This window comes from Amycolatopsis sp. VC5-11, from assembly GCF_037034185.1.
Classification (GTDB): Bacteria; Actinomycetota; Actinomycetes; order Mycobacteriales; family Pseudonocardiaceae; genus Amycolatopsis; species Amycolatopsis nivea.
Map to the genome: position 1 here is coordinate 379,010 of NZ_JBAGKF010000002.1, position 24,737 is coordinate 403,746.

Consider the following 24,737-nt stretch of genomic DNA (forward strand, 5'->3'; position numbering starts at 1 on the left):
GTTCTTGCTGGAACGGTAGAAGACTGCACCGGTTTCGCCACCCGCGGCACTAGTTAGCGCGAAACACCTTCGGCCACGGCTTGAAGTACGACACCAGCGTCGCGCCCAGCAGCAACGTCAGCCCGACGCTCATCGCCCCGGTGCCCGACACCGCACTCGCCCCGACGAGCTCCCCGCGCGAAGCCTGCTCGCCGTGCTCGACAAAAGACGGGACCACCAGCAGGTTGCCGCCGACGAAGAGGGCGAGCGTCGCCACCAGTTTCCACAGCACCCAGTGGTAGCGCACTAGCTTCCACTTCGTGCCGAGGCCGAGCACCACACCGGTGGCCAGTGCGAGCAGGCTGGCCGGGAAGTAGAGCGTGCCGGCGAGGATCCCGGCGATGACGTTCGCGCTGCGCGTGGTCACCGGATCGAAGCCGGCGATCGCGAGAACGCTGCAGATCAGCACCGCGAGCTCGGCTCCGATCCAGCCGACCGACGTGACGACGTGGCCGAACAGGAACCACTTCCGGGTCGACGGCCGCATTCTCCAGTCCATGCTCCTGAGCGTGCGCGTTACCGCATCGTCGCGTCGTCCGTCAGCGCTCGGCACTTGTTCCTACGTCCGGGTGCGTAGGACTCTCATCCCGTGAGAGCTGTTGGGCGTTTCGTCCGGCCTGGTTAGCGTCGCGCCAGCCGACCCGATCCCGACCGCTAGGAGCGAGCAGATGCCGGAAGACACCACGAGCTGGTCCTTCGAGACCAAGCAGATCCACGCGGGGGCGGCGCCCGATCCGGCCACCGGAGCCCGCGCGACGCCGATCTACCAGACCACGTCGTACGTCTTCCGCGACACGCAGCACGGGGCGGATCTGTTCAGCCTCGCCGAGCCCGGTCACATCTACACGCGCATCAACAACCCGACCCAGGACGTCCTGGAGCAGCGCGTCGCCACCCTCGAAGGCGGCGTCGCCGGTCTCGCGTTCGCTTCCGGTTCGGCGGCGGTCACCGCGGCGATCCTGACCCTGGCCAACGCGGGCGACCACTTCGTCACCAGCCCGTCGCTGTACGGCGGCACCTACAACCTGTTCCACTACACGCTGCCGAAGCTCGGCATCGAGGTCACCTTCATCGACGACCAGGACGACGCCGAGCAGTGGCGGGCGGCGGTCCGGCCGAACACCAAGCTGTTCTTCGCCGAGACGCTGGCGAACCCGAGCAGCGCTGTCCTCGACATCCGCAAGGTCGCCGACGTCGCGCACGAGGCCGGGGTCCCGCTGGTCGTGGACAACACCGTGCCGACGCCGTACCTGGTCCGCCCGATCGAACACGGCGCCGACATCGTCGTGCACTCGGCGACGAAGTACCTCGGCGGCCACGGCACGACCGTCGCCGGCGTCCTGGTCGACGGCGGCACGTTCGACTTCGGCAAGGACCCGTCCCGCTTCCCCGGCTTCAACGAGCCCGACCCGAGCTACCACGGCCTCAAGTACTGGGAGGCGCTCGGCCCGGGCGCGTTCGCGGCCAAGGCGCGCGTGCAGATCCTGCGCGACACCGGCGCGGCGATCGCTCCGCTGAACAGCTTCCTCATCCTGCAGGGCATCGAGACGCTGTCGCTGCGCGTCGAGCGGCATTCCACGAACGCGCAGGCGCTCGCGGAATGGCTGGAAGAGCGCGACGAGGTCGAGAAGGTCTACTACGCCGGCCTGCCGTCGAGCCCGTACCACGCGGCGGCGCAGAAGTACCTGCCGCGCGGCGTCGGCGCGGTGCTGTCGTTCGAGCTGCGCGGCGGGGTCGAGGCGGGCCGGAAGTTCGTCGACGGCACCGAACTGCACAGCCAGCTGGTGAACCTCGGTGACGTGCGCAGCCTGATCGTGCACCCGGCTTCGACCACGCACAGCCAGCTCGGCCCCGAGGAGCAGGTCGCCGCGGGCGTCACGCCGGGTCTCGTGCGGCTCGCCGTCGGACTGGAAGGAATCGAGGACCTGAAGGCCGACCTCGAGGCGGGCTTCCGGGCCGCCAAGGCGGCGCTGTGACGGATCCCGGCGCGAGTCTTCCGCCCGTCACCGGCGCGTGGCGGGCGGGCGACCCACCCGGCAGGCGGCAGTGGTTCACCGGTCCCGGCGCGCTCGCGCTGGAGGCCGGTGCGACCCTGCCCGGCTACACCCTCGCGTACGAAACGTGGGGAACGCTCAACTCCGACGCGTCCAACGCGGTCCTCGTCGAGCACGCTCTCACCGGCGACAGCCACGTCGCCGGGCCCGCCGGACCCGGACATCCGAGTCCCGGATGGTGGGACGGACTGATCGGTCCCGGCAAGGCTTTCGACACCGACGAGCTGTTCGTCGTCGCGCCCAACGTGCTCGGCGGCTGCCAGGGGTCGACAGGTCCGTCCTCGCCCGCTCCGGACGGCAAGGCGTGGGGCAGCCGATTCCCGGTCTTGACCGTCCGGGACCAGGTCAAGGCCGAAGCGGAACTCTCGGACGCGCTCGGCATCGACCGCTGGGCCGCCGTCGCGGGCGGTTCGATGGGCGGGATGCGCGCACTCGAATGGGCCGTAAGTCAACCCGATCGGGTCGCCTCCGCGCTCGTTCTCGCCTCGACCGCTCGCGCGTCCGCCGAGCAAATCGCCTGGGCCGCCCCTCAGCTGCACGCGATCCGAGGCGACCGCGCGTGGCACGGCGGCGACTACTACACCGCGGCCGAAGGCCCGTATCGCGGACTGGGCGTGGCCCGGCGGATCGCGCACGTCACCTACCGCTGCGAACCCGAACTGGAGACGCGTTTCGGAAACCGTCCGCAGCGGGACGAGGATCCGCTGGCCGGCGGCCGGTTCGCGGTCGAGTCCTATCTGGACCATCACGCGGACAAGCTCGCCCACCGGTTCGACGCGGGTTCCTACGTGGTGCTCACCGAATCAATGAACACCCACGACGTCGGCCGTGATCGAGGCGGGGTGGCCGCCGCTCTGGGCCGGGTCACCGCGCGCACCGTGGTCGCGGCGGTGGACAGCGACCGGCTCTACCCGCCGTACCAGTCGCACGAGATCGCGGCGGGAGTCGGCGGCGAGGCCACGGTGCTGACTTCGCCGTACGGCCACGATTCGTTCCTGATCGAGACCGAGCAGATCGCCGCACTGGTCAAGACTCTGCTGGGCTGAGACGCGGTGAAGGCCGCCTCGAGCGAACTCGAGGCGGCCTTCACCCAGTCTTGCGAACCGTCAGCCGATCGCCGAGGTCAGCGGCGAGTAGTAGCCGCCCCGCTGCCCAGCGGCAGTCGGGTGGTACGACTCGTCCACCGGCCACGTCAAGCTGTGCAAGTAGTCGCTGGCCGCCGAGCAAATGTTGTGCCCGACGAACGCCGACCGGACGTCCACGAACTTCCCGCCCGCGGCGGAAACCCGCGACGACAGCACCGAGGCCAGCGTGTCCGCCCCGGAGTTGATCGCCGACCGCTTCGTGTCGCTCAGCCCGACGTTGCACGAACCCGGCACGGTGTAGAAGCGCGGATACGAGAGCACGACCAGCTTCGCCCCAGGGGCCTTGCTCTTGGCCGCCGAGTACACCTTGTCCAGCAGCCCGGGCAGGGTGTTCTGGACGTAGGTCTTGGCGGTGTTGACCCGGTCCACGCAGGTCTGGTCGCTGCCGAGCGTGCACGTCTTGATCACGTCGGTGAACCCGGCGTCGTTGCCGCCCACGGTGAGCGTGATCAAGGTGGCGTTGGACGGCATCGAGCTGATCTGGTTCAGCACGTCGCCGGTCTTCGCGCCCGAGCAGGCGAGGAAGGTGAAATTGGTGCCGGAGTGGGCGTTGGCCCACAACTGGCCGTACGCGTTGGCACTGCGTTTGCAGCTGCCGGAATCTCCGTAGCTCCCGGCGCCCACTCCGGAGGAGTAGGAGTCGCCGAGCGCGACGTAGTTTTGCGACGCAGCGCTCGCACCGGTGGCGAAGCCGAGCGAGGCAGCGAGAGCGACCCCCAGGGCCGCGCACATCCGAAGGATGCGTCGTGATGGTTGACGGGTGTTTGCAGCCATAGGTCACTCCTGTCGTGACAGCTTGACGCGGTAAAGCTTTACCAGGTGCAATCCCCACGAGACACCCCTGAAATCCGGGTGCGTCCACTTGGCTCAAGCAGGAAGTAGGACCGGAAGTTAGCGCTCGCTAACCACGGGACCTACTATGTGCGGATGCCGGCGAATTCCCTCCCACTGGTGAACGGCGCGAAGCCGAACAGACGGGAACAGATCCTCTCCGCCGCCGCCGAGCTGTTCGCCCACCACGGTTTCCACGGCGTCGGCATCGACGACATCGGCGCGGCCGTCGGCATCTCCGGTCCCGCGCTGTACCGGCATTTCCGCAGCAAGGACGCGATCCTCGGGGAAATGCTGAACTCGATCAGCCACTTCCTGCTCGAAGGCGGCACCGCGCGCGCCGCGGCGGGCGGCACGCCGGACGAGCTGCTGGCCGCGCTCGTGCGGTTCCACGTCGACTTCGCGCTCGACCATCCGGCGCTCATCACCGTGCAGGAGCGCAATCTCGCGAATCTCACCGACGGTGACCGCAAACAGGTGCGCGCGCTCCAGCGGCAGTACGTCGAGGTGTGGGTGCGGGCGATTCGCGAAGCTGTGCCCGGCCTCGGCGAACGCCAGGCGCGCTCGGCGGCACACGCCGTGTTCGGCTTGATCAACTCGACGCCCTACAACCGCCATCTCGGTGACGGGGCACTCGCCGATCTGCTGTGCCGGCTCGCGCTGGGCGCCCTTTCCGCAGCGGGCTGAGCCCGCGATCCGGGGTATCCCGCCGACCGCCGGTCTGGTGTTTGATAGGCACGTGACCGCGGACCGGAGCGAAGGCGAGCAGCGGCTCGTCGAGAAGGCGCAGCGCGCGCTCGTCGCCATCAGCCTTGGCGAGGACACGGAGGCGCTGGAAGAGGTCACGCCCACGTCGCAGGAGCCGGGCGAACGCGACGAGGAAACCAAAGAGCTGATGCTGCTGCTCTTCGGCGAGTGCAGCGCCATGGTGTCGACCCTCGGCGACGGCGGCACCGCCCCGGTCAAGGTGCAGGTGTTCGACGAGGCGGGCGAAGAGGTTTCGATCGACCAGGCCGACCCGCCGGTCCGCACCGCCGTCCGCACGCTGCTGGCCGAGGTGCACGGCAACACCGCCGCCGCGCGCGAACAGGTCGAGATCGCGCTGGCGAGCGCCGCGCCGAACGAGGTGGACAGCCTCCTGCTGCAGGCACTGCGCTGGACGATCCGGCTGTCGGTCGAATGCCTCGAACGGGATCTGCCGGTGGCAGGCTGGATCTCGGACGCCGTCGCGGGCTGACTGTCTCGTCTCGCCCGTCCGTGTCCGCTGCAACGCCACAGTGGGTTTCCCGAGTGCGGCGTCGTTACGGCGCTGCGCAGGCTCAGGTCGACGGTGCCGCCTGGCCTGGGTCGCGGGTGTGCTGGCCGTGAGGGGAACCCTGAGGGAATCTGATTCCCTCAGGGTGGCCCTCACGGACCTCAAGACGCGGTCATGCCGGGACGAATCGGGCATTCCGGTGGCGGTGGTGTCTCTTGTGGACGGTCCGCGACTGAGGCCACGCGGCTTGTAATAAGTCCCTGGCAACTGAATCAAATGCCGTGAGGGTTCCCCTCGCGGCATCCACGCCAGCACAACCGCGCTCATCGACCGAGGGCGGCTTCGCGCACCGCGTTCGTGGAGGGTTTTGTTCCTTCGGCAGCGGGTGGGCGTGGTGGCGAGGTCCGTGAAGGGCTCCTTGAGGGAATCAGATTCCCTCAAGGAGCCCTTCACGGACCTCGGAGGGAGGAGTCGCCCAGCGCGCCGCAGCACCCTCGCAAGCACCGCTACCCCGAACCCGCCGCACACCGCGCTACCGAGAAAGCCTCACTGGGTATCCCACCCGCACCCAATGTCACACCGTGGTGCGGAGGGCTGGGCTGGACAGGGCGGTTAACGAGCACTAACATCTCCGGCGGAGTTAACGACCGCTAACGTCTCGACGGAGAGCCATGGACACGCCGGTACTGCGCAGTTCCGCGGATCCGAACAGCGACACCTTCACCCGCAGCGTCACTTCGCACGGAGAATTGGTCGAGGATCTGCACAAGCGGCTCGCCGCCGCTCGTCTCGGCGGGCCGGAGAAGTCGCGCGCCCGCCATGTGGAACGCGGCAAGCTGCTGCCCCGCGACCGGGTGGACGCGCTGCTGGACCCGGGATCCCCGTTCCTCGAGCTGTCCCCGCTCGCGGCCACCGGGCTGTACGACGACGAGGCCCCGTCGGCGGGCATCATCACCGGGATCGGGCGGGTGTCCGGCCGCGAATGCGTGATCGTCGCCAACGACGCCACGGTCAAGGGCGGCACGTACTACCCGATGACGGTGAAGAAGCACCTGCGGGCGCAGGAAGTCGCCCTGCACAACAACTTGCCGTGCATTTACCTGGTCGACTCGGGCGGCGCGTTCCTCCCGCGCCAGGACGAGGTCTTCCCGGACCGCGAGCACTTCGGCCGGATCTTCTACAACCAGGCCACCATGTCCGCTCGCGGCATCCCGCAGATCGCCGCCGTGCTCGGCTCGTGCACCGCCGGCGGCGCGTACGTCCCGGCGATGAGCGACGAAGCGGTCATCGTGCGCAATCAGGGCACCATTTTCCTCGGTGGCCCGCCGCTGGTGAAGGCCGCGACCGGCGAGGTCGTCACGGCCGAGGAACTGGGCGGCGGCGACGTGCACTCGCGGCAGTCCGGCGTCACCGACCACCTCGCGGACGACGACGCGCACGCGCTGCGCATCGTCCGCGACATCGTTTCCACGCTCGGCCCGCGCACGCCGCGGCCGTGGGATGTCAAGGCGATCGAGCCGCCCGCCGCGGACGAACGCGAACTGTACGGCGTGGTGCCGACCGATTCGCGCACCCCGTACGACGTGCGCGAGGTCATCGCCCGCGTCGTCGACGGCAGCCGGTTCGCGGAGTTCAAGAAGGAATACGGCTCGACGCTCGTCACCGGCTTCGCGCACATCCACGGCCACCCGGTCGGCATCATCGCGAACAACGGCGTGCTGTTCGCCGAGTCCGCGATGAAGGGCGCGCACTTCATCGAACTGTGCGACCGGCGCTCGATCCCGTTGGTGTTCCTGCAGAACATCACCGGCTTCATGGTCGGCCGCGCGTACGAGGCGGGCGGCATCGCCAAGCACGGCGCGAAAATGGTCACCGCGGTGGCGTGCGCGCGGGTGCCGAAGTTCACCGTGATCATCGGCGGCTCCTTCGGCGCGGGCAACTACTCCATGTGCGGCCGGGCGTATTCGCCGCGGTTCCTGTGGATGTGGCCGAACGCGCGGATTTCCGTGATGGGCGGCGAGCAGGCGGCCTCGGTGCTGTCGACGGTGCGGCGCGACGCGATCGAGGGCCGCGGCGGCGAATGGTCCACAGAGGACGAAGAAACCTTCAAGGACCCGATCCGCGAACAGTACGAGGAACAGGGCAGCCCGTACTACTCCACCGCGCGGCTGTGGGACGACGGCGTGATCGACCCGGCGGACACCCGCACGGTGCTCGGCCTCGCGCTTTCGGCCGCGGCCAACGCGCCCTTGCCCGAGGTCAACTACGGCGTTTTCCGGATGTGATAGGGCATGTTCGAGGGTTCTCTATTTAACACTGTTCTGGTCGCCAACCGCGGAGAGATCGCGGTTCGCGTAATCCGGTCGCTGCGTGCGCTCGGGATCCGTTCGGTCGCGGTGTACAGCGACGCGGACGCCGACGCCCGGCACGTCCGCGAGGCCGACACCGCGGTGCGCCTCGGCCCGGCCGAAGCGGCGAAGAGCTACCTGTCGATCCCGGCGATCGTCGCCGCGGCAAAGGAAACCGGCGCGCAGGCGGTGCACCCGGGGTATGGCTTCCTCGCCGAGAACACCGCGTTCGCGCGGGCTTGCGCGGAGGCCGGGCTGGTGTTCATCGGCCCGCCGCCGGAAGCGATCGACAAGATGGGCGACAAGATCCGGGCGAAGGCCACGGTCTCCGCGGCCGGGGTCCCGGTCGTGCCCGGGGCGTCCGATATGGACATTCCGGAGGGCGGGTTCGCCGAAGCCGCCGCGAAAGTCGGCTATCCGCTGCTGCTGAAGCCGTCCGCGGGCGGCGGCGGCAAGGGCATGCGCCTGGTGCACCAAGAGTCCGAATTGGCCGCTGCGGTCGAGTCCGCGCGCCGGGAAGCGAAGAGCTCCTTCGGCGACGACACACTGCTGATGGAGCGGTTCGTCACCACGCCGCGGCACATCGAGATCCAGGTGCTGGCCGACACCCACGGCACCGTGCTGCACCTCGGCGAACGCGAGTGCAGCCTGCAGCGGCGGCACCAGAAGATCATCGAGGAAGCGCCGTCGGTGCTGCTCGACGAGGCCACCCGGGCGAAAATGGGCGCGGCGGCCGCGGAAGCCGCGCGGTCGGTCGGCTACGTCGGCGCGGGCACGGTCGAGTTCATCATGTCCGCGCACAATCCGGACGAGTTCTTCTTCATGGAGATGAACACCCGGCTGCAGGTCGAGCACCCGGTCACGGAAATGGTGACCGGCCTCGACCTGGTGTCCTGGCAGGTGCGGGTGGCGGCAGGGGAGCCACTCGGGCTGACGCAGGACGACGTGCGCCTCGACGGGCACGCGGTCGAGGCCCGAGTCTACGCCGAAGATCCCGCGCGCGGGTTCATCCCGACCGGCGGCACGGTGCTCGCCGTGCACGAGCCCTCCGGCGACGGTGTGCGGGTGGACTCGTGGATGTCGGTCGGCGCGGTGGTCGGATCGAACTACGACCCGATGCTGGCGAAGATCATCGCGCACGGCCCGGACCGCGCGTCGGCGCTGCAGAAACTGGACCGCGCGCTGGCCGACACCGCGTTGCTCGGCCTCGGCACGAACATCGCGTTCCTGCGCGGCCTGCTCGCCGACGAGGACGTCCGCGCTGGACGGCTGGACACCGAACTGGTGGACCGGCGACTGTCCGATTTGGTCTCCTCGGAAGTCCCGGCAGGCTTTTTCGTCGCCGCGGCCATGGACCGGCTGATCTCGCTGCAGCCGAACGGTGCGGTCGTGGACCCGTGGGACATCCCGAGCGGATGGCGGCTCAGCGGTCCCGGCGGGATCACTTTCCGCTTGCGTACCGGGGAAAACCAGGCCGTGGTGCGGGTCGAGGGCACGCCGTCGGACGCTTCGGTGCGGGTGGACGACGCCGAGCCGGTCCGCGTTTCCGCCCGTCGCGAGGGCGATCTGCTCGAGGTGCGCCGGGCGAACGGCGTGGAGCGGTACCGCTGTGCTGACGGTCCACAACGGACAGTGTGGCTGGCGAGGGAAGGCCGGTCGTTCGCGTTCGCCGACCAGGAATTCACGTTGTCCTCGCGCGGCGAGGCGGCGGGAGCCGGTCCGGTGAAGAGCCCGATGCCGGGAACGGTGCTGGTGGTGAAGGCCGCCGAGGGCGACGCGGTGAGCGCCGGGACGCCGCTGCTGGTCGTCGAGGCGATGAAGATGGAGCACACCGTGACCGCGCCGATCGACGGTGTGGTGACTGAGCTTTCGGTGCGGGTCGGCCAGCAGGTCGCGCTCGACGAGACGCTGGCCGTGGTGAGCGCGGCGGAGGAGAAGCAGTGATCGACTTCCGGCTGGACGACGAGTACGAAGCGCTTCGCAAGACGGTCGAGGACTTCGCGCAGGCGGAGGTCGCGCCGGTGATCGGGCCGCTGTACGAGAAGGAAGAATTCCCGTACGAGCTGGTCGCCAAAATGGGCGAGATGGGCCTGTTCGGCCTGCCGTTCCCGGAGGAATTCGGCGGCATGGGCGGGGACTACTTCGCGCTGTGCCTCGCGCTGGAGGAACTGGCGCGGGTCGATTCCTCGGTCGCGATCACGCTGGAGGCGGGGGTTTCGCTCGGCGCGATGCCCATCTACCGCTTCGGCACCCAGGAACAGAAGGAAACCTGGCTGCCCATGCTGACCACGGCGGAGGCGCTCGGCGGGTTCGGCCTCACCGAACCCGGCGGCGGCTCGGACGCCGGGGCCACCCGCACGCGCGCCCGGCTCGACGGCGACGAGTGGGTCATCAACGGCAGCAAGGCGTTCATCACCAACTCCGGCACCGACATCACGAAACTGGTCACCGTCACCGCGGTCACCGACGTGATGGAGAACGGCCGCAAGGAGATCTCGGCGATCATCGTCCCGTCCGGCACGCCGGGCTTCTCGGTGGCCCCGAAGTACTCGAAGGTCGGCTGGAACTGCTCGGACACCCACGAACTGTCCTTTTCGGATGTCCGGGTGCCCGCGGAGAACCTGGTCGGCAAGCGCGGACGCGGCTACGCGCAGTTCCTGTCCATTTTGGACGAGGGGCGGGTGGCGATCGCCGCGCTGAGCGTCGGTCTCGCGCAGGGCTGCGTGGACGAATGCCTGAAGTACGCGAAGGACCGCGTCGCGTTCGGCCACCGGATCGGCGAGTACCAGGCGATCCAGTTCAAGATCGCGGACATGGAGGTCCGTGCGCACACCGCCCGGCTGGCGTACTACCAGGCGGCGTCGAAGATGCTGCGCGGCGAACCGTTCAAGAAGGAAGCGTCGATCGCGAAGCTGGTGGCGTCGAACGCGGCGATGGACAACGCCCGCGACGCGACGCAGATCTTCGGCGGATACGGCTTCATGAACGAATTCCCGGTCAGCCGCTTCTACCGCGACGCGAAGATCCTGGAGATCGGCGAGGGCACCAGCGAGGTCCAGAAGATGCTGATCGCGCGCCACCTCGGGGTCGGCGCCTGAGACCCAGCGCCGCCGGGGCGTCCGGGCGGAGTCCCGGCGGCGCTGCTTCACCTGTCCCTATGGTGGGGATATGGAGTTCACGATCCGGCCTGGGGCCGCCGGAGACGCAGACGTTTTGCTGGGGTTTTTCGACGACGCCGTCGCATGGCTGGTCGCGCGGGGCAGCGCGGGCCAATGGGGCACCAAGCCGTGGAGCACGAACCCGAAACGCGTCGAACGCGTGCACGAGTTCGCAGCCGAGCCCGGGTTCCGGATGGCGGAGATCGACGGAGAGCCCGCGGGCGCGCTGATCCTCGGACAGCCCATGCCGTACACCCCGCAGGTCGACGAGCCCGAACTGTACGTGCGGCTGCTCATCACCTCCCGCCGCTTCACCGGGCACAGGGTCGGCTCGCGGCTGCTGGAGCACGCGATGGACGAGGCGAAACGGCGCGGGATCGACCTCGTGCGCGTCGACTGCTGGGCGGGCGGCGACGGCGATCTGCCGCGCTACTACGAGAGCCAGGGCTTCAAGCCGACCGAGCAGTTCACTGTCGACGGCTGGCTCGGCCAGGTCCTTGAGCAACGAGTTGGGGGATAGCGGCCCGGACTGATCCGGAGGACGATATTGGCACAGTGTCAATAGACTGAGGAGTCCGCCATGGCGAGGCAGTCGCTCTCCGGAAAGGTCGTTGTCGTCACGGGCGGCGCGCAGGGCATCGGGGCGGCCACCGCCGCCGCGCTGCACCGGCGCGGCGCCCGGCTGGTGCTCGGCGACCTCGATCGGATCCGCGCCGAGAAAACCGCCGGCGAGCTGGGCCCGGACGTGGTCGCGTCGCCGCTGGACGTCACCGACACGGCCGCCTTCACCGCGTTCCTGGACGACGTCGAACGCACCATCGGGCCGATCGACGTGCTGATCAACAACGCCGGCATCATGCCGCTTTCGCCGCTGGACGAGGAGGACGACGCGGCCACGCGGCGGCTGCTGGAGATCAACGTGCACGCGGTCGTGCACGGCACGCGCGAGGCGGTCAAGCGGATGAAGCCGCGCGGTCGCGGGCACATCGTGAACGTGGCGTCGATGGCCGGAAAGTCCGGATTCTCCGGAGCGGCCACGTACTGCGCTACGAAACACGCCGTGGTCGGATTGTCCGAGTCGGTGCGGCTGGAGCTGCGCGGCACCGGTGTCGAGGTGTCGTGCGTGATGCCCGCGGTGGTGCGTACTGAACTCGCGTCCGGGCTTGGCGAGGCGCGGTTCATCAAGTCGGTGGGGCCCGAGGACGTCGCGGCGGCGATCGTCGACGCGCTGGAGCGGCCGAAGTTCGACGTCTTCGTCCCGAAATCGCTCGATCTGACCGGCCGGATCACCCGGCTGTTCCCGCGTGCGTTCGGCGAATGGCTGGTGCGCGCCCTGGGCGGCGACCAGCTGCTCGCGTCGGCCGCGCATTCGCCCGAGCGCGCCGAGTACGAGGGCAGGGCCGCCCGGAGCGCGCCGTCGGCCGTCCCGCCTGGTGGGAGCAGTTGAGGCGGACGTGCGCTTGCCGGGTGCTTGCGGGAGTGGCGTGTTGATGCCGTGCCCGCGCGCACGGCAAGATGCCCGGCAGACGACGAGTTCCAGGAGGCGCAGCATGGTTTCCCCACCGGCCCGGTTGGCTGCCGCGGCGGCCAATGTCGTGGGCAAGGTTTTCCAGGGTGGGGTCGCCGATCTGCGGCCGATGCCGAGGGTGCTGATCGACCAGGGGCCCAACCGGTCGGTGTACCGGATGACGCACGGCGCGGCCACGACCTCGGGCCCGCCGGTGCTGCTGGTGCCGCCGCTGGCCGCGCCCGCGCTGTGCTTCGACCTGCGCCGCGGCTGCAGCCTCGTCGAGCACCTGGTCGAGGGCGGACGGCCGACCTACCTGGTCGACTACGGCATGGTCGCGTTCTCCGACCGCAGGCTCGGCATCGAGCACTGGATCGACGAGGTGCTGCCGAGGGCGATCCGGAAGGTCAGCGAGGACGCCGGCGGACAGGGCGTGCACCTGGTGTCGTGGTCGCTCGGCGGGATCTTCTCGATGCTGGTCAGCGCGGACCAGCCGGGCCTGCCGATCGAATCGATCACCGCGGTCGGCTCGCCGGTCGATTTCACCGCGATCCCGATCGTCGCGCCGTTCCGCCCGCTCGTGGACCTCACCGGCGGGCACCTGCTCACCCCGGTGTACCGGGTGTTCGGCGGCGCACCGTCCTATTTGGTCACCCGGGTGTTCCGCGCCACCGGGATCTCCAAGGAGATCACGAAACCGCTGGCGATCCTGAAAAACCTCGACGACCGCGACTACCTCGCGCAGATCGAGGCCGTGGACCACTTCATGGACAACATGTACGCCTATCCCGGGCGCACGTTCGGCCAGCTGTACCACCGCCTGTTCCGCACCAACGACCTCGCCGAGGGCACCGTCGACCTGAACGGGCGCAAGATCAGCCTGTCCGACGTGAAGACGCCGATGCTGGTGGTGGCGGGCGAAAACGACACCATCGCGCCGCGGGCGTCAGTGGAACGCGTGGTGCAGCTGCTGGAGAACGCGCCGGAGGTCCGGTTCCGCACCGCGCCCGGCGGGCACCTCGGCGTGCTCACCGGACGTCGCGCCCGCGGCACGACCTGGCGGTACCTGGACGAGTTCCTGGACGACCGGGTCAGCTAGCCGAGGGCTGCGCCGGGAAGAACCACGTCCGCACGTCGCGGGTGAGCAGCGCTCGCAGCGCGAGCCCGGAGAAAATCAGCGGCAGCAGACCGGGCAGGCCCTTGCTGAGCAGCGTGACGACGCTGTTCAGCACCAGGAGGCTTTCGATGACCGCGGCGGTCACGTAGGCCCATTGCTGGCGCTTGGGCAATACGACCGCGCACACCGCGAGCGCGATGGCGGTCGCGTAGGTGATCGCGATGTAGAGCTGGGTGAGGCTGATCAGCTCGATCAGCGAAACCCCGGCCATCCCGGCCAGCAGCAGCGGGCCGATCGCGCTGAGCGCGACCTGGATCCACATGAAGATGCGGGCCTGTTTGAGGTCGGCCGGCGCCACCGGAGCGGTCATGCCGGGCAGATTAGGGCATTTCCGCGGCTTTCCGGGTGAATTGCGGACGGCGGAGATCAATCCGATATCCGCGCGAAGTCGGTGAAAAACCGGCGGTACCGTGAAGCGGTGATCGCTGCATACGTGACGTCGCTCGGCGACAGTTCCCAGATCAAGGTCGGGCAACTCCCGGACCCCGAGCCGGGGCCGCGCGAGGTGCTGGTGAAAGTCTCCGCGGTGACGGTGAACCACGTCGACACCTTCATCCGCTCCGGCGCTTATCCCACCGCTCTTTCGTATCCGTTCGTCATCGGCCGGGATCTGGTGGGCACTGTTGTCTCGTCGCCAGTAGACCGCTTCGCTCCCGGCGACCGAGTGTGGTGCAACAGCCTCGGCCACGACGGTCGGCAAGGCTCCTTCGCCGAGTACTGCGCGGTGCCCGAGGAACGGCTTTATCGCTTGCCGGACGGGGTTTCCGACGACGCCGTCGCGGTCCTGCACACCGCCGCCACCGCGTATTTGGGCCTCTTCGAACACGCCGGCGCCGGGTACGGCGAGACGATCGCGGTCCTCGGCGCGGCGGGCGGCGTCGGCAGCGCGGTCGTCCAACTTGCTTCGACCGCCGGCCTGCGCGTCGTCGCGACCGCCCGCGCCGAGGACGCGGAATGGTGCCGGGAATGCGGTGCCGAAGAGGTTTTCGACTATTCCGATCCTGACCTCTACCGCAAACTCCCCGTGGTGGATCTGCTGTGGGACAACGCCGGAAAGCACGACCTGGTCTCGGCGGTGCCACTCCTGTCCCGCGGCGGCCGCATCGTGGCGATGGCCGGAATGGAATCGAAACCGACGCTGCCGATCGGCGAGCTGTACACCCGCGACGCCAGCATCCGCGGTTTCGCCATCAGCAACGCCGGTGTCACCGCGCTGGGTTCCGCTGCCCGCGTCATCAACCGGGGCCTGTCCACCGGAATCCTCCGGCCCCGGATCGGCACTCGCCTGCCCCTGGCCTCGGCGGCGGAAGCACACCGGTTGCAGGAGTCAGGCGAGGCGCGAGGCCGGATCGTGCTGGAGGTCTAATCCCGCGACGTCACACGGTGAGGACGACCTTGCCCCGCAGATGACCGCCTTCGAGCAGCCGATGCGCGTCGGCGATGCGCTCGAACGGGAACGTCTCCTGCACGTGGACCCGCAGCTTGCCCTGCTCGACGAGCGCGACCAGTTCCCGCAGTGCGATCGGATCAGGCTCGACCGCGATGCCGCTGAACCGCATCCCGGCCGCCTCGAACTTCGCGATCAGCGCGGTGTCCTCCTCCGCGACCGCCGTCACCAGGTGCCCGCCTGGCCGGAGCACCCCCAGCGAACGCTCAGCCGCGTCGCCGCCAAGCGTGTCGAGCACAACGTCGATATCTTTGGCAGCTTCGGAGAAATCGACCTTCGTGTAGTCGATGACTTCGTCGGCCCCGAGCCCCTCGGCGAACTCCCGCTTGCTCTCGCTGGCAGTGGTAATCACATGCGCGCCAAGGGCTTTAGCGAGCTGGATCGCAACATGCCCGACCCCGCCGCCACCGCCGTGGACCAGAACCCGGTCGCCCGCCGCCACGCCGCCGAGGTCGACCAACCCTTGCCACGCCGTCAGCCCGACGACCGGCAATGCCGCGGCCTCGACGTGCGAAAGCTCCTTCGGCTTCTTGACGAGATGCAAGGCCGGAGCAGCCACCATCTCGGCGTACGCGTTGGCCGCGCGGGGAAACAACGGCATCCCGAACACTTCGTCGCCAGGCCGGAACCGCCAGCTCAACGCCTCTTCGACCACGCCGCTGACGTCCCACCCGAGCACGAACGGCGGTTCGCCGAGCAACGGAAACTCGCCCTCGCGCAACCGCGCCTCCAACGGATTGAGCCCGATCGCCTTGACGCGCACGAGGACTTCGGTAGGCAATGCCCGGGGCTCCGGCGCGTCCACGATCGTGAGCACTTCGGGACCGCCGAGCTTCTGCTGGGTGATGATTCGCATGACTCTCCTGGTTTCTGGAGGGGTACGAAAACCAGGCTAGGAATCCGATAGGTACCTGCGGGTACCTTGGACTCCATGAGCGGTACCCGCGGCATCTTCCTCGCCGATTGCCCAGCGCGCTTGGCCGTCGACTTGATCACCGACAAGTGGACCGTGGTCGTGCTCGCGGGCCTCAGCGAGGGCCCGGTCCGGCATGGTGACCTGGTCGAGCTGATCGGTGGCATCTCGAGGAAGGTGCTCACCCAGACGCTGCGCCGGCTGGAAGCACACGGGCTCGTTCGCCGCCAGGCGTATGCGGAGGCACCGCCGCGGGTCGAGTACGAGTTGACGTCGCTGGGAGCTACGTTGATCGAGCCCATCCATACGCTGACGGAGTGGGCTCGGGCTAATGGGGACGCGGTTTTGGATGCGCTGGATTCGGCTCAACAGAACAGTTGAGTGACGGCGTCGAATATCCCGATTCCTGCCACGGTTGACCGTTCCGGAGGATCGCGAAACTGTACTTCTTCGGGCAATCGATCGGGAAGAAGCAACTGGACTGATAAGACCGCTCGGCCCACTTCCGGCGAGCGGGCCAGCGGTCTCGATCATTTCAGCTCGGCCGAGGTCTTCCCCAGCACCCGCCGAGCCACGATCAGCTGCTGAATCTGTTGCGTCCCCTCGAAGATATCCAGGATTACTCAGCCGAATTTCGCGGGCCTCTCTCGATTCGCCGCATACGGCCTCCGAGCTGTGCTGATGCGTCTCGTTAGTTCTCGTCATCTGTCGCCTCTGCCCGACCTCTGACGGCTTGGAGACGGCCGGCGGGCCCAGCCGCACCTACCCCTGCATTCCGATACGAAGCCAGCACCCGGCACCACCGGCCGTTGTCACGATCAGGTGCCGGGATGGAGGTCTCCCACAACGGTGTGTAACAGAGATTGAGTCACGAACGACTGCGTATGGCACAGCCGCTCGCAGAGGGAGGCCGACGTTGGCTCTGGGGACCCGTGTGCCGCCGCCGTGCGGCACTGCGCCAGGTGACCCGCTGGCGGCCGCACCGCCCGGCCAGTGGGCGAAGCGGAGCGGCGGCCCGCCGTGTCGGAAGCGGATGCGGCCGCCCAGGCGAGGTGCTACGTAGGCGACAGGCGCGCCACCACCGGCGGCGCGCCGTGATCCTATAGAGTCGAATTCGGCAACTTTGTTCGTAGCTAAGCAGTTGACGGCTGGAGTGTTGAATGACTAAATCGTTCGATCGCTTGTACTTCGGCAAGTCCGCTGCAGAGAACGAAGCCGAGATTGATCCAGTTAAATTCTATAACTCATTCACGGATCTCTGGAACTTGCCGGCCCGAATACTTTCCGGTGAAGTATTTTTGCTCACTGGGCCGAAGGGGGCGGGCAAATCAGCGGTTGCGAAGTATCTTGAGCTGGATACTAAAAAGAAGTTCGGCGAGTCTGGCTCATTTGTTAGACTGACTAACCTAGATGAACTGCAGAAGTCTAGCTTCACCACTGATGAAAAGAAGAACACATCGTCAGAGATCGGCGTCGGCAGTTATCACCTTTCCGATTCGGCCTGGAAGCTATTTATCTGTATTAGGATAATTGAATCACTATTTTCTGATCAGTCGTGCAGGCTCTCGGATGTTGGCAAGCTGCGAGAACTTTTCAAGGCTATGCAGAAGGTTGGTCTTACTGAGGACGATTTCCCGCAGATTTTACGAAAAGTGAGGAAGCGAAGCACTTCGTTTCACGTTCCAAAAATTGCGGACACGACAATTGAGTCTGCGGAAACTGAGTCTCTAAATATTCAACAGCTCGGTGACGCGCTACTTCGTCACATTGAGGCTGCACTAACTGACAACGTGCATATTCTGGTTATAGACGGTCTGGACCGCGCGATAGTTGCATCTAATGCGTACTGGGAGTCAATTTCCAGTCTCGTTAGAACTTGCGAGTCGATTCATTTGAGGCTCAGGGCGAGTAGATCTACTATTCGAATTGCTCTTTTGTGTCGGAGCGATCTGTTTGGTCGTGTTAGGTTTCCGGACGCGCCAAAGATTCGAGAGGACTGGGGTCAGTCCATCGAGTGGCACTATGGAACTGACGAGGCGGAAGATTCGTTCCTGTGGGACGTTGTTGACAATAAAGCGAAGATTGGCCTGCCAGCTAAGATGGACGTCGTCGCCTCGTACTTTCCTGTGACCGTCCCAAAGGGCAAGAGTGGTGCCCCGATCGCAATTCATGAGCATTTGCTACGAATGACTAGGCAGACGCCTCGAGATATTCTCCAGCTAATGCGTGAAATAGCACGCATGTCGCCACAAAGCGTTGAGCTTAGCGGTCGTCAAGTTCGGGCGGGGGTAAACAACTACTGTAGAACCTACTTTGTGGAGGAAATTCGAGCAGAGATGCGAGGGCTTCTGAGCGACGAGGTTCCAGACCGAATTGAATCACTTTTACAGAGAATTGGCACTAGGGTCTTCAATCGCGAGCAATTTATGCGGAGCTTTGATCAGTGCGGGTTGGCTGAGTTTGCTGACGGCGACCGCGTTCTTGAATACCTCTTCTTGGCGGGGGCGATTGGCAACTTGGTTCCAACTCAAAATGAGGATCGTATTCAGTTTTATCACCGTAGAAACACATCTCAGTTGAATGCGCGTGGACCTTTGATTATGCACGGCGCGTTGGTCTACGGGCTAAATCTGTCATGGTCTGGTTGAGTTTGTGCTTGCGCGTTGGCTATGAATAGTGAGTAGGCGTGCCTGGGTTTAGTGCGTGCTCTATGTGTAGCTTTATCGATGGGTGAATTTGGAGGCTCAAAACTTCCACGCGTTGACACCCATAGAACTTCGGAACTTTCAGAGCTTCGACGAGTTTGACTGCTATATGCTTTTGCGCGGAAACGGCGAATGCTGCTCGGCGCGTGTCGCGGGCGTGGCACGAGCTGGCGCAGTCGCGTGGGTTGCCGTGGTGGTGTGTGGCGGCGCTGGAGTCGGCGGCCGAGGGGGTCGCCGACCTGGCCCGGGAATGGGAAGCACATGACGGCAAGGTTGGACGGGCTGGGCCTGCGCTGGACGGTGGGGCGCGGGTACCGAGGTGACGTTGGAGGAGACCGGGACGGGCGCGTCACATCCGCCGGTCCCGGTGCTGGCCGGTGGGCAGGGGCGTGATGATGTTCGCGCTGCGTAAGCGGGGCAAGGAGCGAACCATCCCGCTGTCGGCGGCCATGCTGGCGGAGATCGACGACCACGAAGATCGGTTCCCGTCCGTGGCCGTCACGCTGCCCTGGCAGAGCGCAGACGGTGATCCGGTGACGGCACGGCTGCTGATGACCGGGGAAGGTGGCCGGCTGTACTCCGGAGATCTGTTCACGAAGGTTGTCTGGCACGGAGCGTTCCGGGCGGCCGGGATCAAGTACCGAGGTCGCGGGGACGGGATGCACGCGCTCCGTCACTTCTACGCCTCAACGCTCCTGGCTCGTGCCGTGTCGATTACAGAGCTGGCCGACTACCTTGGCCACGCGGACCCGGGCTTCACGCTCCGGACGTACACCCACCTCGTGCCGTCGAGCCACCAGCGGGCACGGGAGGCCGTAGACGCGGTCTTCGGACGGCCTGCGCTCGATGACGGCCTGGAGGCGGCCTGATCATGAAACCCCGTCCTCGCCGACGCGAAAGCCGCCCGATCGCAGACCCCCGAGAAGGGCAAGCGACCGGGCGGCTTTCCGTTGCGTCACAACTACTTCAACTCAGCCGAGGACTTCCCCAGCACTCGCCGAGCCACGATCAGCTGCTGAATCTGCTGCGTCCCCTCGAAGATGTCCAGGATCTTCGCATCCCGGGACCACTTCTCCAGCAGCGATTCCTCCGTGTACCCATACGACCCAGCCAGCTCGACGCACTTCAGCGTCACATCGACCACCGTCCGCCCAGCCTTCGCCTTTGCCATCGAAGCCTGCAGCGAGTTCGGCTGACGGTTGTCCGCCATCCACGCCGATTCCAGCGTCAGCAGGTACGCCGCCTCGTAATCCGCCTCCAACTGCAGGAAAGTCGCGGCCGCGGCGTGCTGGGTCAGGGCCGGGCGGTCGTAGTCGATGACCACGCCTGCTTCGGTGAGGATGCGGCGGGTTTCGTCCAGCGCGGCACGGGCGACGCCGATTGCCATCGCGGCTACCAGCGGGCGGGTGTTGTCGAAGGTCTGCATGACCCCGGCGAAACCCTTGGCCGTGTCGATTTCCGGCGTGCCCAGGAGGTTTTCCTTCGGCACGCGGCAGTTCTCGAAGCGCAGCACGGCGGTGTCGGACGCGCGGATGCCCAGTTTGTGTTCCACGCGCACGACCTCGAACCCGGGCGTGCCCTTCTCCACCACGAACGACTTGATCGCGGCGCGGCCCTTCGTGCGGTCGAGCGTCGCCCAAACCACGACGGCGTCGGCGCGCTGGCCGGACGTCACGAAGATCTTTTCGCCGTTCAGGATGTAGTCGTCGCCGTCCTCGGTGGCCGTCGTGGTGATGGCGGCCGAGTCCGAACCGCAGCCGGGTTCGGTGATCGCCATCGCGGCCCACAGGCCCTTGAACCGCTCGAGCTGCTCGTCGGTCGCCACCGAGCCGATCGCGGCGTTGCCGAGGCCCTGGCGCGGCATGGACAGCAGCAGGCCGACGTCACCCCAGCACATTTCGATCGTGCCGAGCACCACGTTCAGGTTGGCGCCGTTGCGGTTTCCCTTGGGGCCGTCGTCCTTTTCGGACCGGCGGACGCCCGCCGCGCCCGCACCGCCTTCGCCGGAGGAATTGAGTCCGTCCAGCAGCGCGGCGAACATGTCCAATTCGGACGGATAGGTGTGCTCGGCGCGGTCGTACTTGCGCGAGATCGGCCGGAACACCTCGGCCGCGGCCTGGTACGCCTGGTTGATCAGCGCGCCGGCCTTCTTCGGAGCTTCCAGGTTGATCATGAGTTGCCTTTCGGAGCAAGAAAAAGGATCAGAGGAGGACGGCGCCTTCCATCACGCCGATCGCCCGCAGGTCGCGGTACCAGCGCTCCACCGGATGCTCCTTCACGAACCCGTGCCCGCCGAGCAGCTGCACGCCGGCGTTGCCGATCTGCATGCCCTTGTCCGTCGCGAGCTTGCGGGCGAGCGCCGCTTCCCGCGCGTATTCCTTGCCCTGTTCGGCCCGGGCCGCCGCGCGCAGCGTGACCAGGCGCAGGCCTTCCAGCTCGATCGCGATGTCCGCCACCGAGAACGCGACCGCCTGCCGGTGGCTGATCGGTTCGCCGAACGCGGTGCGCTCGTTCACGTAAGGCACCACGTAGTCCAGCACGGCCTTGCCGACACCGGCGGCGAGCGCCGCCCAGCCGAGCCGGGAAAGCCGGATCACCTCGGTGAACACGTCCGCCTTGCCGCCGCCGAGCAGTGCGCCCGCGGGCAGCGAAACCTTCTCCAGGTGCAGCTTCCCGGTGGCCGCGCCGCGCAGGCCCATCGCGGGTTCGGACTCGATCGTCACGCCCGCGTTGGACGATTCGACCAGGAACAGCGCCGGTCCGCGGCCTTCCAGGTCGGCAGAGACGATGAACAGCTCGGCCTCCGCCGCACGCGGGACGAGCGACTTCACGCCGTCGAGCTGGTAGCCCTTCGGGGTGCGCTTCGCCTTGGTGGCGGGCTTGAACGGGTCGAACAACGGCGTCCGCTCCAGCAGCGCGAGCGCCGCGGCGGGCACCTGCTCGCCGGTGAACGCGGGCACGTAATCGGCCTGCTGCTGCTCGTCGCCCCACGCGACCAGCGCGGTGCTCACCGCGGACGGAGCCAGCACGGCCACCGCCAGTCCGAGGTCGCCGTGCGCGAGCGCCTCCGCGACCAAGGCGTTCGTCACGACCGAACGCTCAGTGCCCGCGCCGCCCAGCTCTTCCGGAATCCCGACGAGGCTGACGCCCAGCTCGGCAGCGCGGCTCAGCAGACCCTCCGGCGCGGCGAGCTTCTCGTCGGCGTCGGCGGCGGCCGGACGCAGCTGTTCGGCGGCGAACTCGCTGACCGTCTCGACGATGAGCTTCTGGTCCTCGTCCGGCGTCAGGTCGAACAGCCCGCGGTCGTCCGGCTTCGCCAGCCGCGCCGGTTTGCCCAGCCGCTGGACCGAGGTGAACGACCTGGTCGCCGCCCCCGCCGCTCGGAACCCGCTGCGGGTCCCCGTCTTGACCAGGTTCTGCACCGGCCCGCGCAGCCCGACCCGGTCGATCGCCTTGCTCCCGGCCAACCGGGTGAGCGCGGCCAGGCCGAGGCCCATCGCGTCTCGTTTCCTTGGCGCAGCCATGCAGCATCTCCCTCGCGTTACCTACTCACGAGTAGGTTAGCGCGGCGATGCGGAATCCGCCAGTGCGGCCCGGCTCACCCGACGACCGGCCGCCGGGCCAGCGACGTGCGTTCGAACGCGATGAGCAGCAGGACCGAGGCCGTGACGATCAGCAGCAGCAAGGTCGCGGGCACGTGTCCCAGCAGCGGGGTGAGGGCGAGCAGCAGCGCCGCGAGCACGAGCCGCTGCCGGTTCCAGCTGCCGAGGTTGCGCCGCCGCAGCGAGCTGAGCGCGACCAGGTACAGCGCGAGCCCGCCGGTCAGCGCCCACAGCGCGACGCCGTGCAGTGCGTCTGCCGGACTGTGGTCCAGGGTCAGGAACGTCTTCTTCAACCCGAGCGCGACGAGCACGATGCCGGCGATGAGCGGCAGGTGCAGATAGGTGTAGGAGTCGGTGGCGATCTTGGTCCGCGCGAGGCCTTCGGCTTGGGCGAGCCTGCGTTCGGCGACGTTCGCGACCAGATCGAAGTACGTCCACCACATCCCGGCGGCGAGCGCGATCCCGCAGATCGCCGACCCGGCGACGAGCCCGGTGATCGGCACGTGCCCGATCCCGATGCCGATCGCCACGACCGATTCGCCCAGCGCGATGATCACGATCAGCCCGAACCGCTCGGCGAAGTGCGCGGGCGAGTGCAGCCGCCAGCCCGCGGGACCGGTCAGATAGACGTTGAGATAGTCCACCGCGAGCGCGACCACCCACAGCGCGGGCTGCCACGGCCCGCCCACGACATCGGCGACGGCCAGCAAAGCCAGGCTCGGGAGCAGTCCGCGCAGCATCTTCAGCAGCACCAGGCGCAGTTCGGCGTCGTGCCGCGCGGCCCCGACGTAGGCGACGATGTGCAGCAGCCGCACGACGCCGTAACAAGCGACGAACAGCAACGGCCCGTCGAGTCCGCCCGGTTGGCTGGTGAGCGCCTGCGGGACGGTGAGCGCGACGAGGAACATCACCGCCATCGCGCCGAACATCGCCAGCCGGGCGATGCCGTGGTCGACGTGGATGGTCGTGCCGAGCCACGCGTAGCTGCACCAGCACCACCACAGCACCATCAGCACCAGCAGTCCCTCGCCGACGCCGAGGAGGCTCAGGTGGCCGGCCATCAGTTCGGTCGTCTGCGTGATGGCGTAGACGAAGACCAGATCGAAGAAAAGCTCAAGGGTCGTGACGCGGTGGTCTTCGTCCGCGCGAACCAGATGCAGCAGTCTCGTGGGCACGGCCGATGCTGACACGGATGGGCGACCGATCGGGGCGGTTTCGCTGACAGCGTGCGACCGACCTCGCGAGGTTCTCTTCTCTCAGAAGTTGTGACTTCACCCCTGAAGTACTTCACTAGTGAAGTTGCAACAACTTTTGAGAGAGAACCACTTGCGAAGTGGTCTGCCCGCCCGTCAGCCGAGCCCGAGAACCGCGTGCAGCACCGCCGTCAGCTCCGTCTGCAGATGCGGCCTGTTCTTGATCCGCCCGGTCCGGCTGAGGTCGTTCGCGATGGTCAGCGCGGCGTGCACCCGGATCTTCGCCTCGCGCGCCGGAAGCTCCGGAAACACCGCGCACAGCAAGGAAACCCACTGGTCGACGTAGTCCCGCTGGACGCGGCGCAGATCGGCCTTGTCCCGCTGCGGCATGGTCGCGCGGTCCGCGGTGAAGGACACCAGCAGTTCCGGCGTGCGCAGCAGAATGTGCACGTACGACGCGGCGAGCCGGCCCAGCGCGGATCGTTCGTCCGGGGCCTGCAGTGCCTGTTCGGCGGCCAGCGCGAGCCGGTCGGCGGCGCGGTGTCCGATCGCGACCATCAGCGCGGCCTTGCTGGGGAAGTGCCGGTACACGCTGGGCCCGGCGATGCCCGCCGCCGCGCCGATGTCCTCCATGCTCACCGTGTGGAAGCCGCGTTCGGCGAAGAGCCCGGTCGCGGCGGTCAGCACCTGCTCGCGGCGGGACGGCGTGCCGAGGCTGCTCGCGACCGGCGGCGCGGGTTCGTCCGGGACCGGGAGTGAGGCGTTGAGCACAGTCTGCGCCAGTTCGACCAGCAGCGGCACGAAGCGTTTGCGCGCCACCGACGTGTGGTGCACCGCGACGCTCCCGAACACCGACAGCGCGGCCCAGCACAGCAGTTCGGCCTCGTCCGCGGACAGCTCGGGACGCAGGGTGAGCAGGGCTTTCGTCCACGCGTCGAGCACGGCGCCGGACCGGCGGCGGATCTCCCGGCGCTGCTCGCGCGGCAGATGCGGACCCTCCCAGCGCCACAGCGCGGCGATCTCTCGGCGCTCGACCGCCTGCGTCGCGAGGCCGGTGAGAAGGGCGTCCAGCTGGGCGAGCGGCGGTGCGGAATCGGCGAGCGCGGCGGCGGTGGCCGACTCCATGTCGTCGATCCCGGCGAGCACGACGTAGGCGAGGATCGCCTGCTTGTCGGCGAAATGCCGGTACAGCGCGGGGCCGGTGACCCCCGCCGCCGCGGCGATGTCATTGATCCCGACGCCGTGGAACCCCCGCGCGCGGAACAGCTCGGCCGCGACGGCAGCGAGCTGGGCCTTGCGGTCGCGAGGGCGCGTGCCGCGGGCGGGATACGTACTCATGGTGAACTGACCATAGCGCTAATCG

Annotated in this window: 22 protein-coding genes; 14 read left to right on the forward strand and 8 right to left on the reverse strand. The window is 67.5% G+C overall.

The genetic code is table 11. The features are described from left to right. Positions 1-49 precede the first annotated feature (49 nt). Complete coding sequence (locus WA670_RS09075; RefSeq protein ID WP_336157458.1) at positions 50-538, reverse strand: hypothetical protein; 489 nt, start codon at positions 536-538, stop codon at positions 50-52. A gap of 169 nt (positions 539-707) precedes the next feature. Between WA670_RS09075 and WA670_RS09080 the strand changes: the two genes are divergently transcribed. Then, positions 708-2,015, forward strand: a complete 1,308-nt coding sequence (locus tag WA670_RS09080; protein WP_037817159.1) for a bifunctional o-acetylhomoserine/o-acetylserine sulfhydrylase — start codon at positions 708-710, stop codon at positions 2,013-2,015. Continuing rightward, entirely contained in the window at positions 2,012-3,139 is a 1,128-nt protein-coding gene (metX, locus tag WA670_RS09085; protein WP_336157461.1) for a homoserine O-acetyltransferase MetX, read from the forward strand. The genes WA670_RS09080 and metX overlap by 4 nt, the downstream gene beginning before the upstream one ends. Positions 3,140-3,199: 60 nt before the next feature. On the opposite strand, the gene WA670_RS09090 is transcribed toward metX, so the two are convergent. Continuing rightward, entirely contained in the window at positions 3,200-3,970 is a 771-nt protein-coding gene (locus WA670_RS09090; protein WP_037817157.1) for an SGNH/GDSL hydrolase family protein, read from the reverse strand. A gap of 195 nt (positions 3,971-4,165) precedes the next feature. Here WA670_RS09090 and WA670_RS09095 point away from each other — a divergent pair, with 195 nt between their 5' ends. The 8 genes from WA670_RS09095 (at position 4,166) to WA670_RS09130 (ending at position 13,436) form a co-directional block, all read left to right on the forward strand. Continuing rightward, entirely contained in the window at positions 4,166-4,756 is a 591-nt protein-coding gene (locus tag WA670_RS09095; RefSeq protein ID WP_037817267.1) for an SACE_7040 family transcriptional regulator, read from the forward strand. Positions 4,757-4,808: 52 nt separating this feature from the next. Continuing rightward, the gene (locus WA670_RS09100) at positions 4,809-5,306 is read left to right on the forward strand and encodes a hypothetical protein (RefSeq protein WP_106961326.1); all 498 of its coding nucleotides are present in this window, start codon (positions 4,809-4,811) and stop codon (positions 5,304-5,306) included. A 689-nt stretch (positions 5,307-5,995) separates the two neighbouring features. Then, positions 5,996-7,609: a carboxyl transferase domain-containing protein gene (locus WA670_RS09105; RefSeq protein ID WP_037817151.1), complete on the forward strand. Its 1,614-nt coding sequence runs from the start codon at positions 5,996-5,998 to the stop codon at positions 7,607-7,609. A 6-nt stretch (positions 7,610-7,615) separates the two neighbouring features. After that, positions 7,616-9,616 (forward strand): acetyl/propionyl/methylcrotonyl-CoA carboxylase subunit alpha, encoded by a 2,001-nt coding sequence (locus WA670_RS09110; protein WP_336157468.1) that lies wholly within the window; start codon positions 7,616-7,618, stop codon positions 9,614-9,616. Beyond that, positions 9,613-10,770: an acyl-CoA dehydrogenase family protein gene (locus WA670_RS09115; protein ID WP_043832814.1), complete on the forward strand. Its 1,158-nt coding sequence runs from the start codon at positions 9,613-9,615 to the stop codon at positions 10,768-10,770. The genes WA670_RS09110 and WA670_RS09115 overlap by 4 nt, the downstream gene beginning before the upstream one ends. Positions 10,771-10,840: 70 nt before the next feature. After that, on the forward strand, positions 10,841-11,350 hold the full coding sequence (locus WA670_RS09120; protein WP_336157471.1) for a GNAT family N-acetyltransferase: 510 nt from the start codon (positions 10,841-10,843) through the stop codon (positions 11,348-11,350). A gap of 60 nt (positions 11,351-11,410) precedes the next feature. Then, positions 11,411-12,277, forward strand: coding sequence for an SDR family oxidoreductase (locus WA670_RS09125; protein WP_037817142.1), 867 nt, complete (start codon positions 11,411-11,413; stop codon positions 12,275-12,277). 103 nt (positions 12,278-12,380) lie between these two features. Beyond that, on the forward strand, positions 12,381-13,436 hold the full coding sequence (locus WA670_RS09130) for an alpha/beta fold hydrolase (RefSeq protein WP_336157474.1): 1,056 nt from the start codon (positions 12,381-12,383) through the stop codon (positions 13,434-13,436). On the opposite strand, the gene WA670_RS09135 is transcribed toward WA670_RS09130, so the two are convergent. Continuing rightward, positions 13,429-13,824, reverse strand: a complete 396-nt coding sequence (locus WA670_RS09135) for a hypothetical protein (RefSeq protein WP_037817136.1) — start codon at positions 13,822-13,824, stop codon at positions 13,429-13,431. The two genes, WA670_RS09130 and WA670_RS09135, sit on opposite strands and share 8 nt — an antisense overlap. Before the next feature lie 108 nt (positions 13,825-13,932). Here WA670_RS09135 and WA670_RS09140 point away from each other — a divergent pair, with 108 nt between their 5' ends. Then, a complete protein-coding gene (locus WA670_RS09140; RefSeq protein ID WP_037817265.1) occupies positions 13,933-14,880 on the forward strand; it encodes an NADPH:quinone reductase in 948 nt (315 codons plus the stop codon). Positions 14,881-14,890: 10 nt separating this feature from the next. On the opposite strand, the gene WA670_RS09145 is transcribed toward WA670_RS09140, so the two are convergent. Beyond that, complete coding sequence (locus WA670_RS09145) at positions 14,891-15,817, reverse strand: NADP-dependent oxidoreductase (RefSeq protein WP_336157478.1); 927 nt, start codon at positions 15,815-15,817, stop codon at positions 14,891-14,893. A 75-nt stretch (positions 15,818-15,892) separates the two neighbouring features. On the opposite strand from WA670_RS09145, the gene WA670_RS09150 reads away from it, so the two are divergent. The 3 genes from WA670_RS09150 (at position 15,893) to WA670_RS09160 (ending at position 19,448) form a co-directional block, all read left to right on the forward strand. Next, positions 15,893-16,255: a winged helix-turn-helix transcriptional regulator gene (locus WA670_RS09150; protein WP_336157480.1), complete on the forward strand. Its 363-nt coding sequence runs from the start codon at positions 15,893-15,895 to the stop codon at positions 16,253-16,255. Positions 16,256-17,034: 779 nt separating this feature from the next. Continuing rightward, positions 17,035-18,522 (forward strand): P-loop ATPase, Sll1717 family, encoded by a 1,488-nt coding sequence (locus WA670_RS09155; RefSeq protein WP_336157482.1) that lies wholly within the window; start codon positions 17,035-17,037, stop codon positions 18,520-18,522. Between the two features lie 449 nt (positions 18,523-18,971). Beyond that, positions 18,972-19,448, forward strand: a complete 477-nt coding sequence (locus WA670_RS09160; protein ID WP_336157484.1) for a site-specific integrase — start codon at positions 18,972-18,974, stop codon at positions 19,446-19,448. Between the two features lie 92 nt (positions 19,449-19,540). Here the strand turns inward: WA670_RS09160 and WA670_RS09165 are convergent, their stop codons facing one another. The 4 genes from WA670_RS09165 to WA670_RS09180 form a co-directional block, all read right to left on the reverse strand. Next, complete coding sequence (locus WA670_RS09165) at positions 19,541-20,752, reverse strand: acyl-CoA dehydrogenase family protein (RefSeq protein ID WP_037817130.1); 1,212 nt, start codon at positions 20,750-20,752, stop codon at positions 19,541-19,543. 28 nt (positions 20,753-20,780) lie between these two features. Then, positions 20,781-22,076: an acyl-CoA dehydrogenase family protein gene (locus WA670_RS09170; protein ID WP_336157680.1), complete on the reverse strand. Its 1,296-nt coding sequence runs from the start codon at positions 22,074-22,076 to the stop codon at positions 20,781-20,783. 101 nt (positions 22,077-22,177) lie between these two features. Beyond that, positions 22,178-23,356 carry a low temperature requirement protein A gene (locus tag WA670_RS09175; protein WP_134728135.1) on the reverse strand — a complete coding sequence of 393 codons (1,179 nt, stop codon included), beginning with the start codon at positions 23,354-23,356 and terminating at the stop codon, positions 22,178-22,180. 174 nt (positions 23,357-23,530) lie between these two features. Beyond that, complete coding sequence (locus WA670_RS09180) at positions 23,531-24,712, reverse strand: TetR/AcrR family transcriptional regulator (RefSeq protein WP_275293383.1); 1,182 nt, start codon at positions 24,710-24,712, stop codon at positions 23,531-23,533. Between the last annotated feature and the right edge of the window lie 25 nt (positions 24,713-24,737).

Coding starts and splice junctions, on each gene's coding strand:
- WA670_RS09075 (WP_336157458.1), bottom strand. CDS start 538: ATGGACTGGAGAATGCGGCCGTCGACCCGGAAGTGGTTCCTGTTCGGC.
- WA670_RS09080 (WP_037817159.1), top strand. CDS start 708: ATGCCGGAAGACACCACGAGCTGGTCCTTCGAGACCAAGCAGATCCAC.
- WA670_RS09090 (WP_037817157.1), bottom strand. CDS start 3,970: ATGTGCGCGGCCCTGGGGGTCGCTCTCGCTGCCTCGCTCGGCTTCGCC.
- WA670_RS09095 (WP_037817267.1), top strand. CDS start 4,166: ATGCCGGCGAATTCCCTCCCACTGGTGAACGGCGCGAAGCCGAACAGA.
- WA670_RS09105 (WP_037817151.1), top strand. CDS start 5,996: ATGGACACGCCGGTACTGCGCAGTTCCGCGGATCCGAACAGCGACACC.
- WA670_RS09110 (WP_336157468.1), top strand. CDS start 7,616: ATGTTCGAGGGTTCTCTATTTAACACTGTTCTGGTCGCCAACCGCGGA.
- WA670_RS09120 (WP_336157471.1), top strand. CDS start 10,841: ATGGAGTTCACGATCCGGCCTGGGGCCGCCGGAGACGCAGACGTTTTG.
- WA670_RS09125 (WP_037817142.1), top strand. CDS start 11,411: ATGGCGAGGCAGTCGCTCTCCGGAAAGGTCGTTGTCGTCACGGGCGGC.
- WA670_RS09130 (WP_336157474.1), top strand. CDS start 12,381: ATGGTTTCCCCACCGGCCCGGTTGGCTGCCGCGGCGGCCAATGTCGTG.
- WA670_RS09135 (WP_037817136.1), bottom strand. CDS start 13,824: ATGACCGCTCCGGTGGCGCCGGCCGACCTCAAACAGGCCCGCATCTTC.
- WA670_RS09145 (WP_336157478.1), bottom strand. CDS start 15,817: ATGCGAATCATCACCCAGCAGAAGCTCGGCGGTCCCGAAGTGCTCACG.
- WA670_RS09150 (WP_336157480.1), top strand. CDS start 15,893: ATGAGCGGTACCCGCGGCATCTTCCTCGCCGATTGCCCAGCGCGCTTG.
- WA670_RS09155 (WP_336157482.1), top strand. CDS start 17,035: ATGACTAAATCGTTCGATCGCTTGTACTTCGGCAAGTCCGCTGCAGAG.
- WA670_RS09160 (WP_336157484.1), top strand. CDS start 18,972: ATGATGTTCGCGCTGCGTAAGCGGGGCAAGGAGCGAACCATCCCGCTG.
- WA670_RS09165 (WP_037817130.1), bottom strand. CDS start 20,752: ATGATCAACCTGGAAGCTCCGAAGAAGGCCGGCGCGCTGATCAACCAG.
- WA670_RS09170 (WP_336157680.1), bottom strand. CDS start 22,076: ATGGGCCTCGGCCTGGCCGCGCTCACCCGGTTGGCCGGGAGCAAGGCG.
- WA670_RS09180 (WP_275293383.1), bottom strand. CDS start 24,712: ATGAGTACGTATCCCGCCCGCGGCACGCGCCCTCGCGACCGCAAGGCC.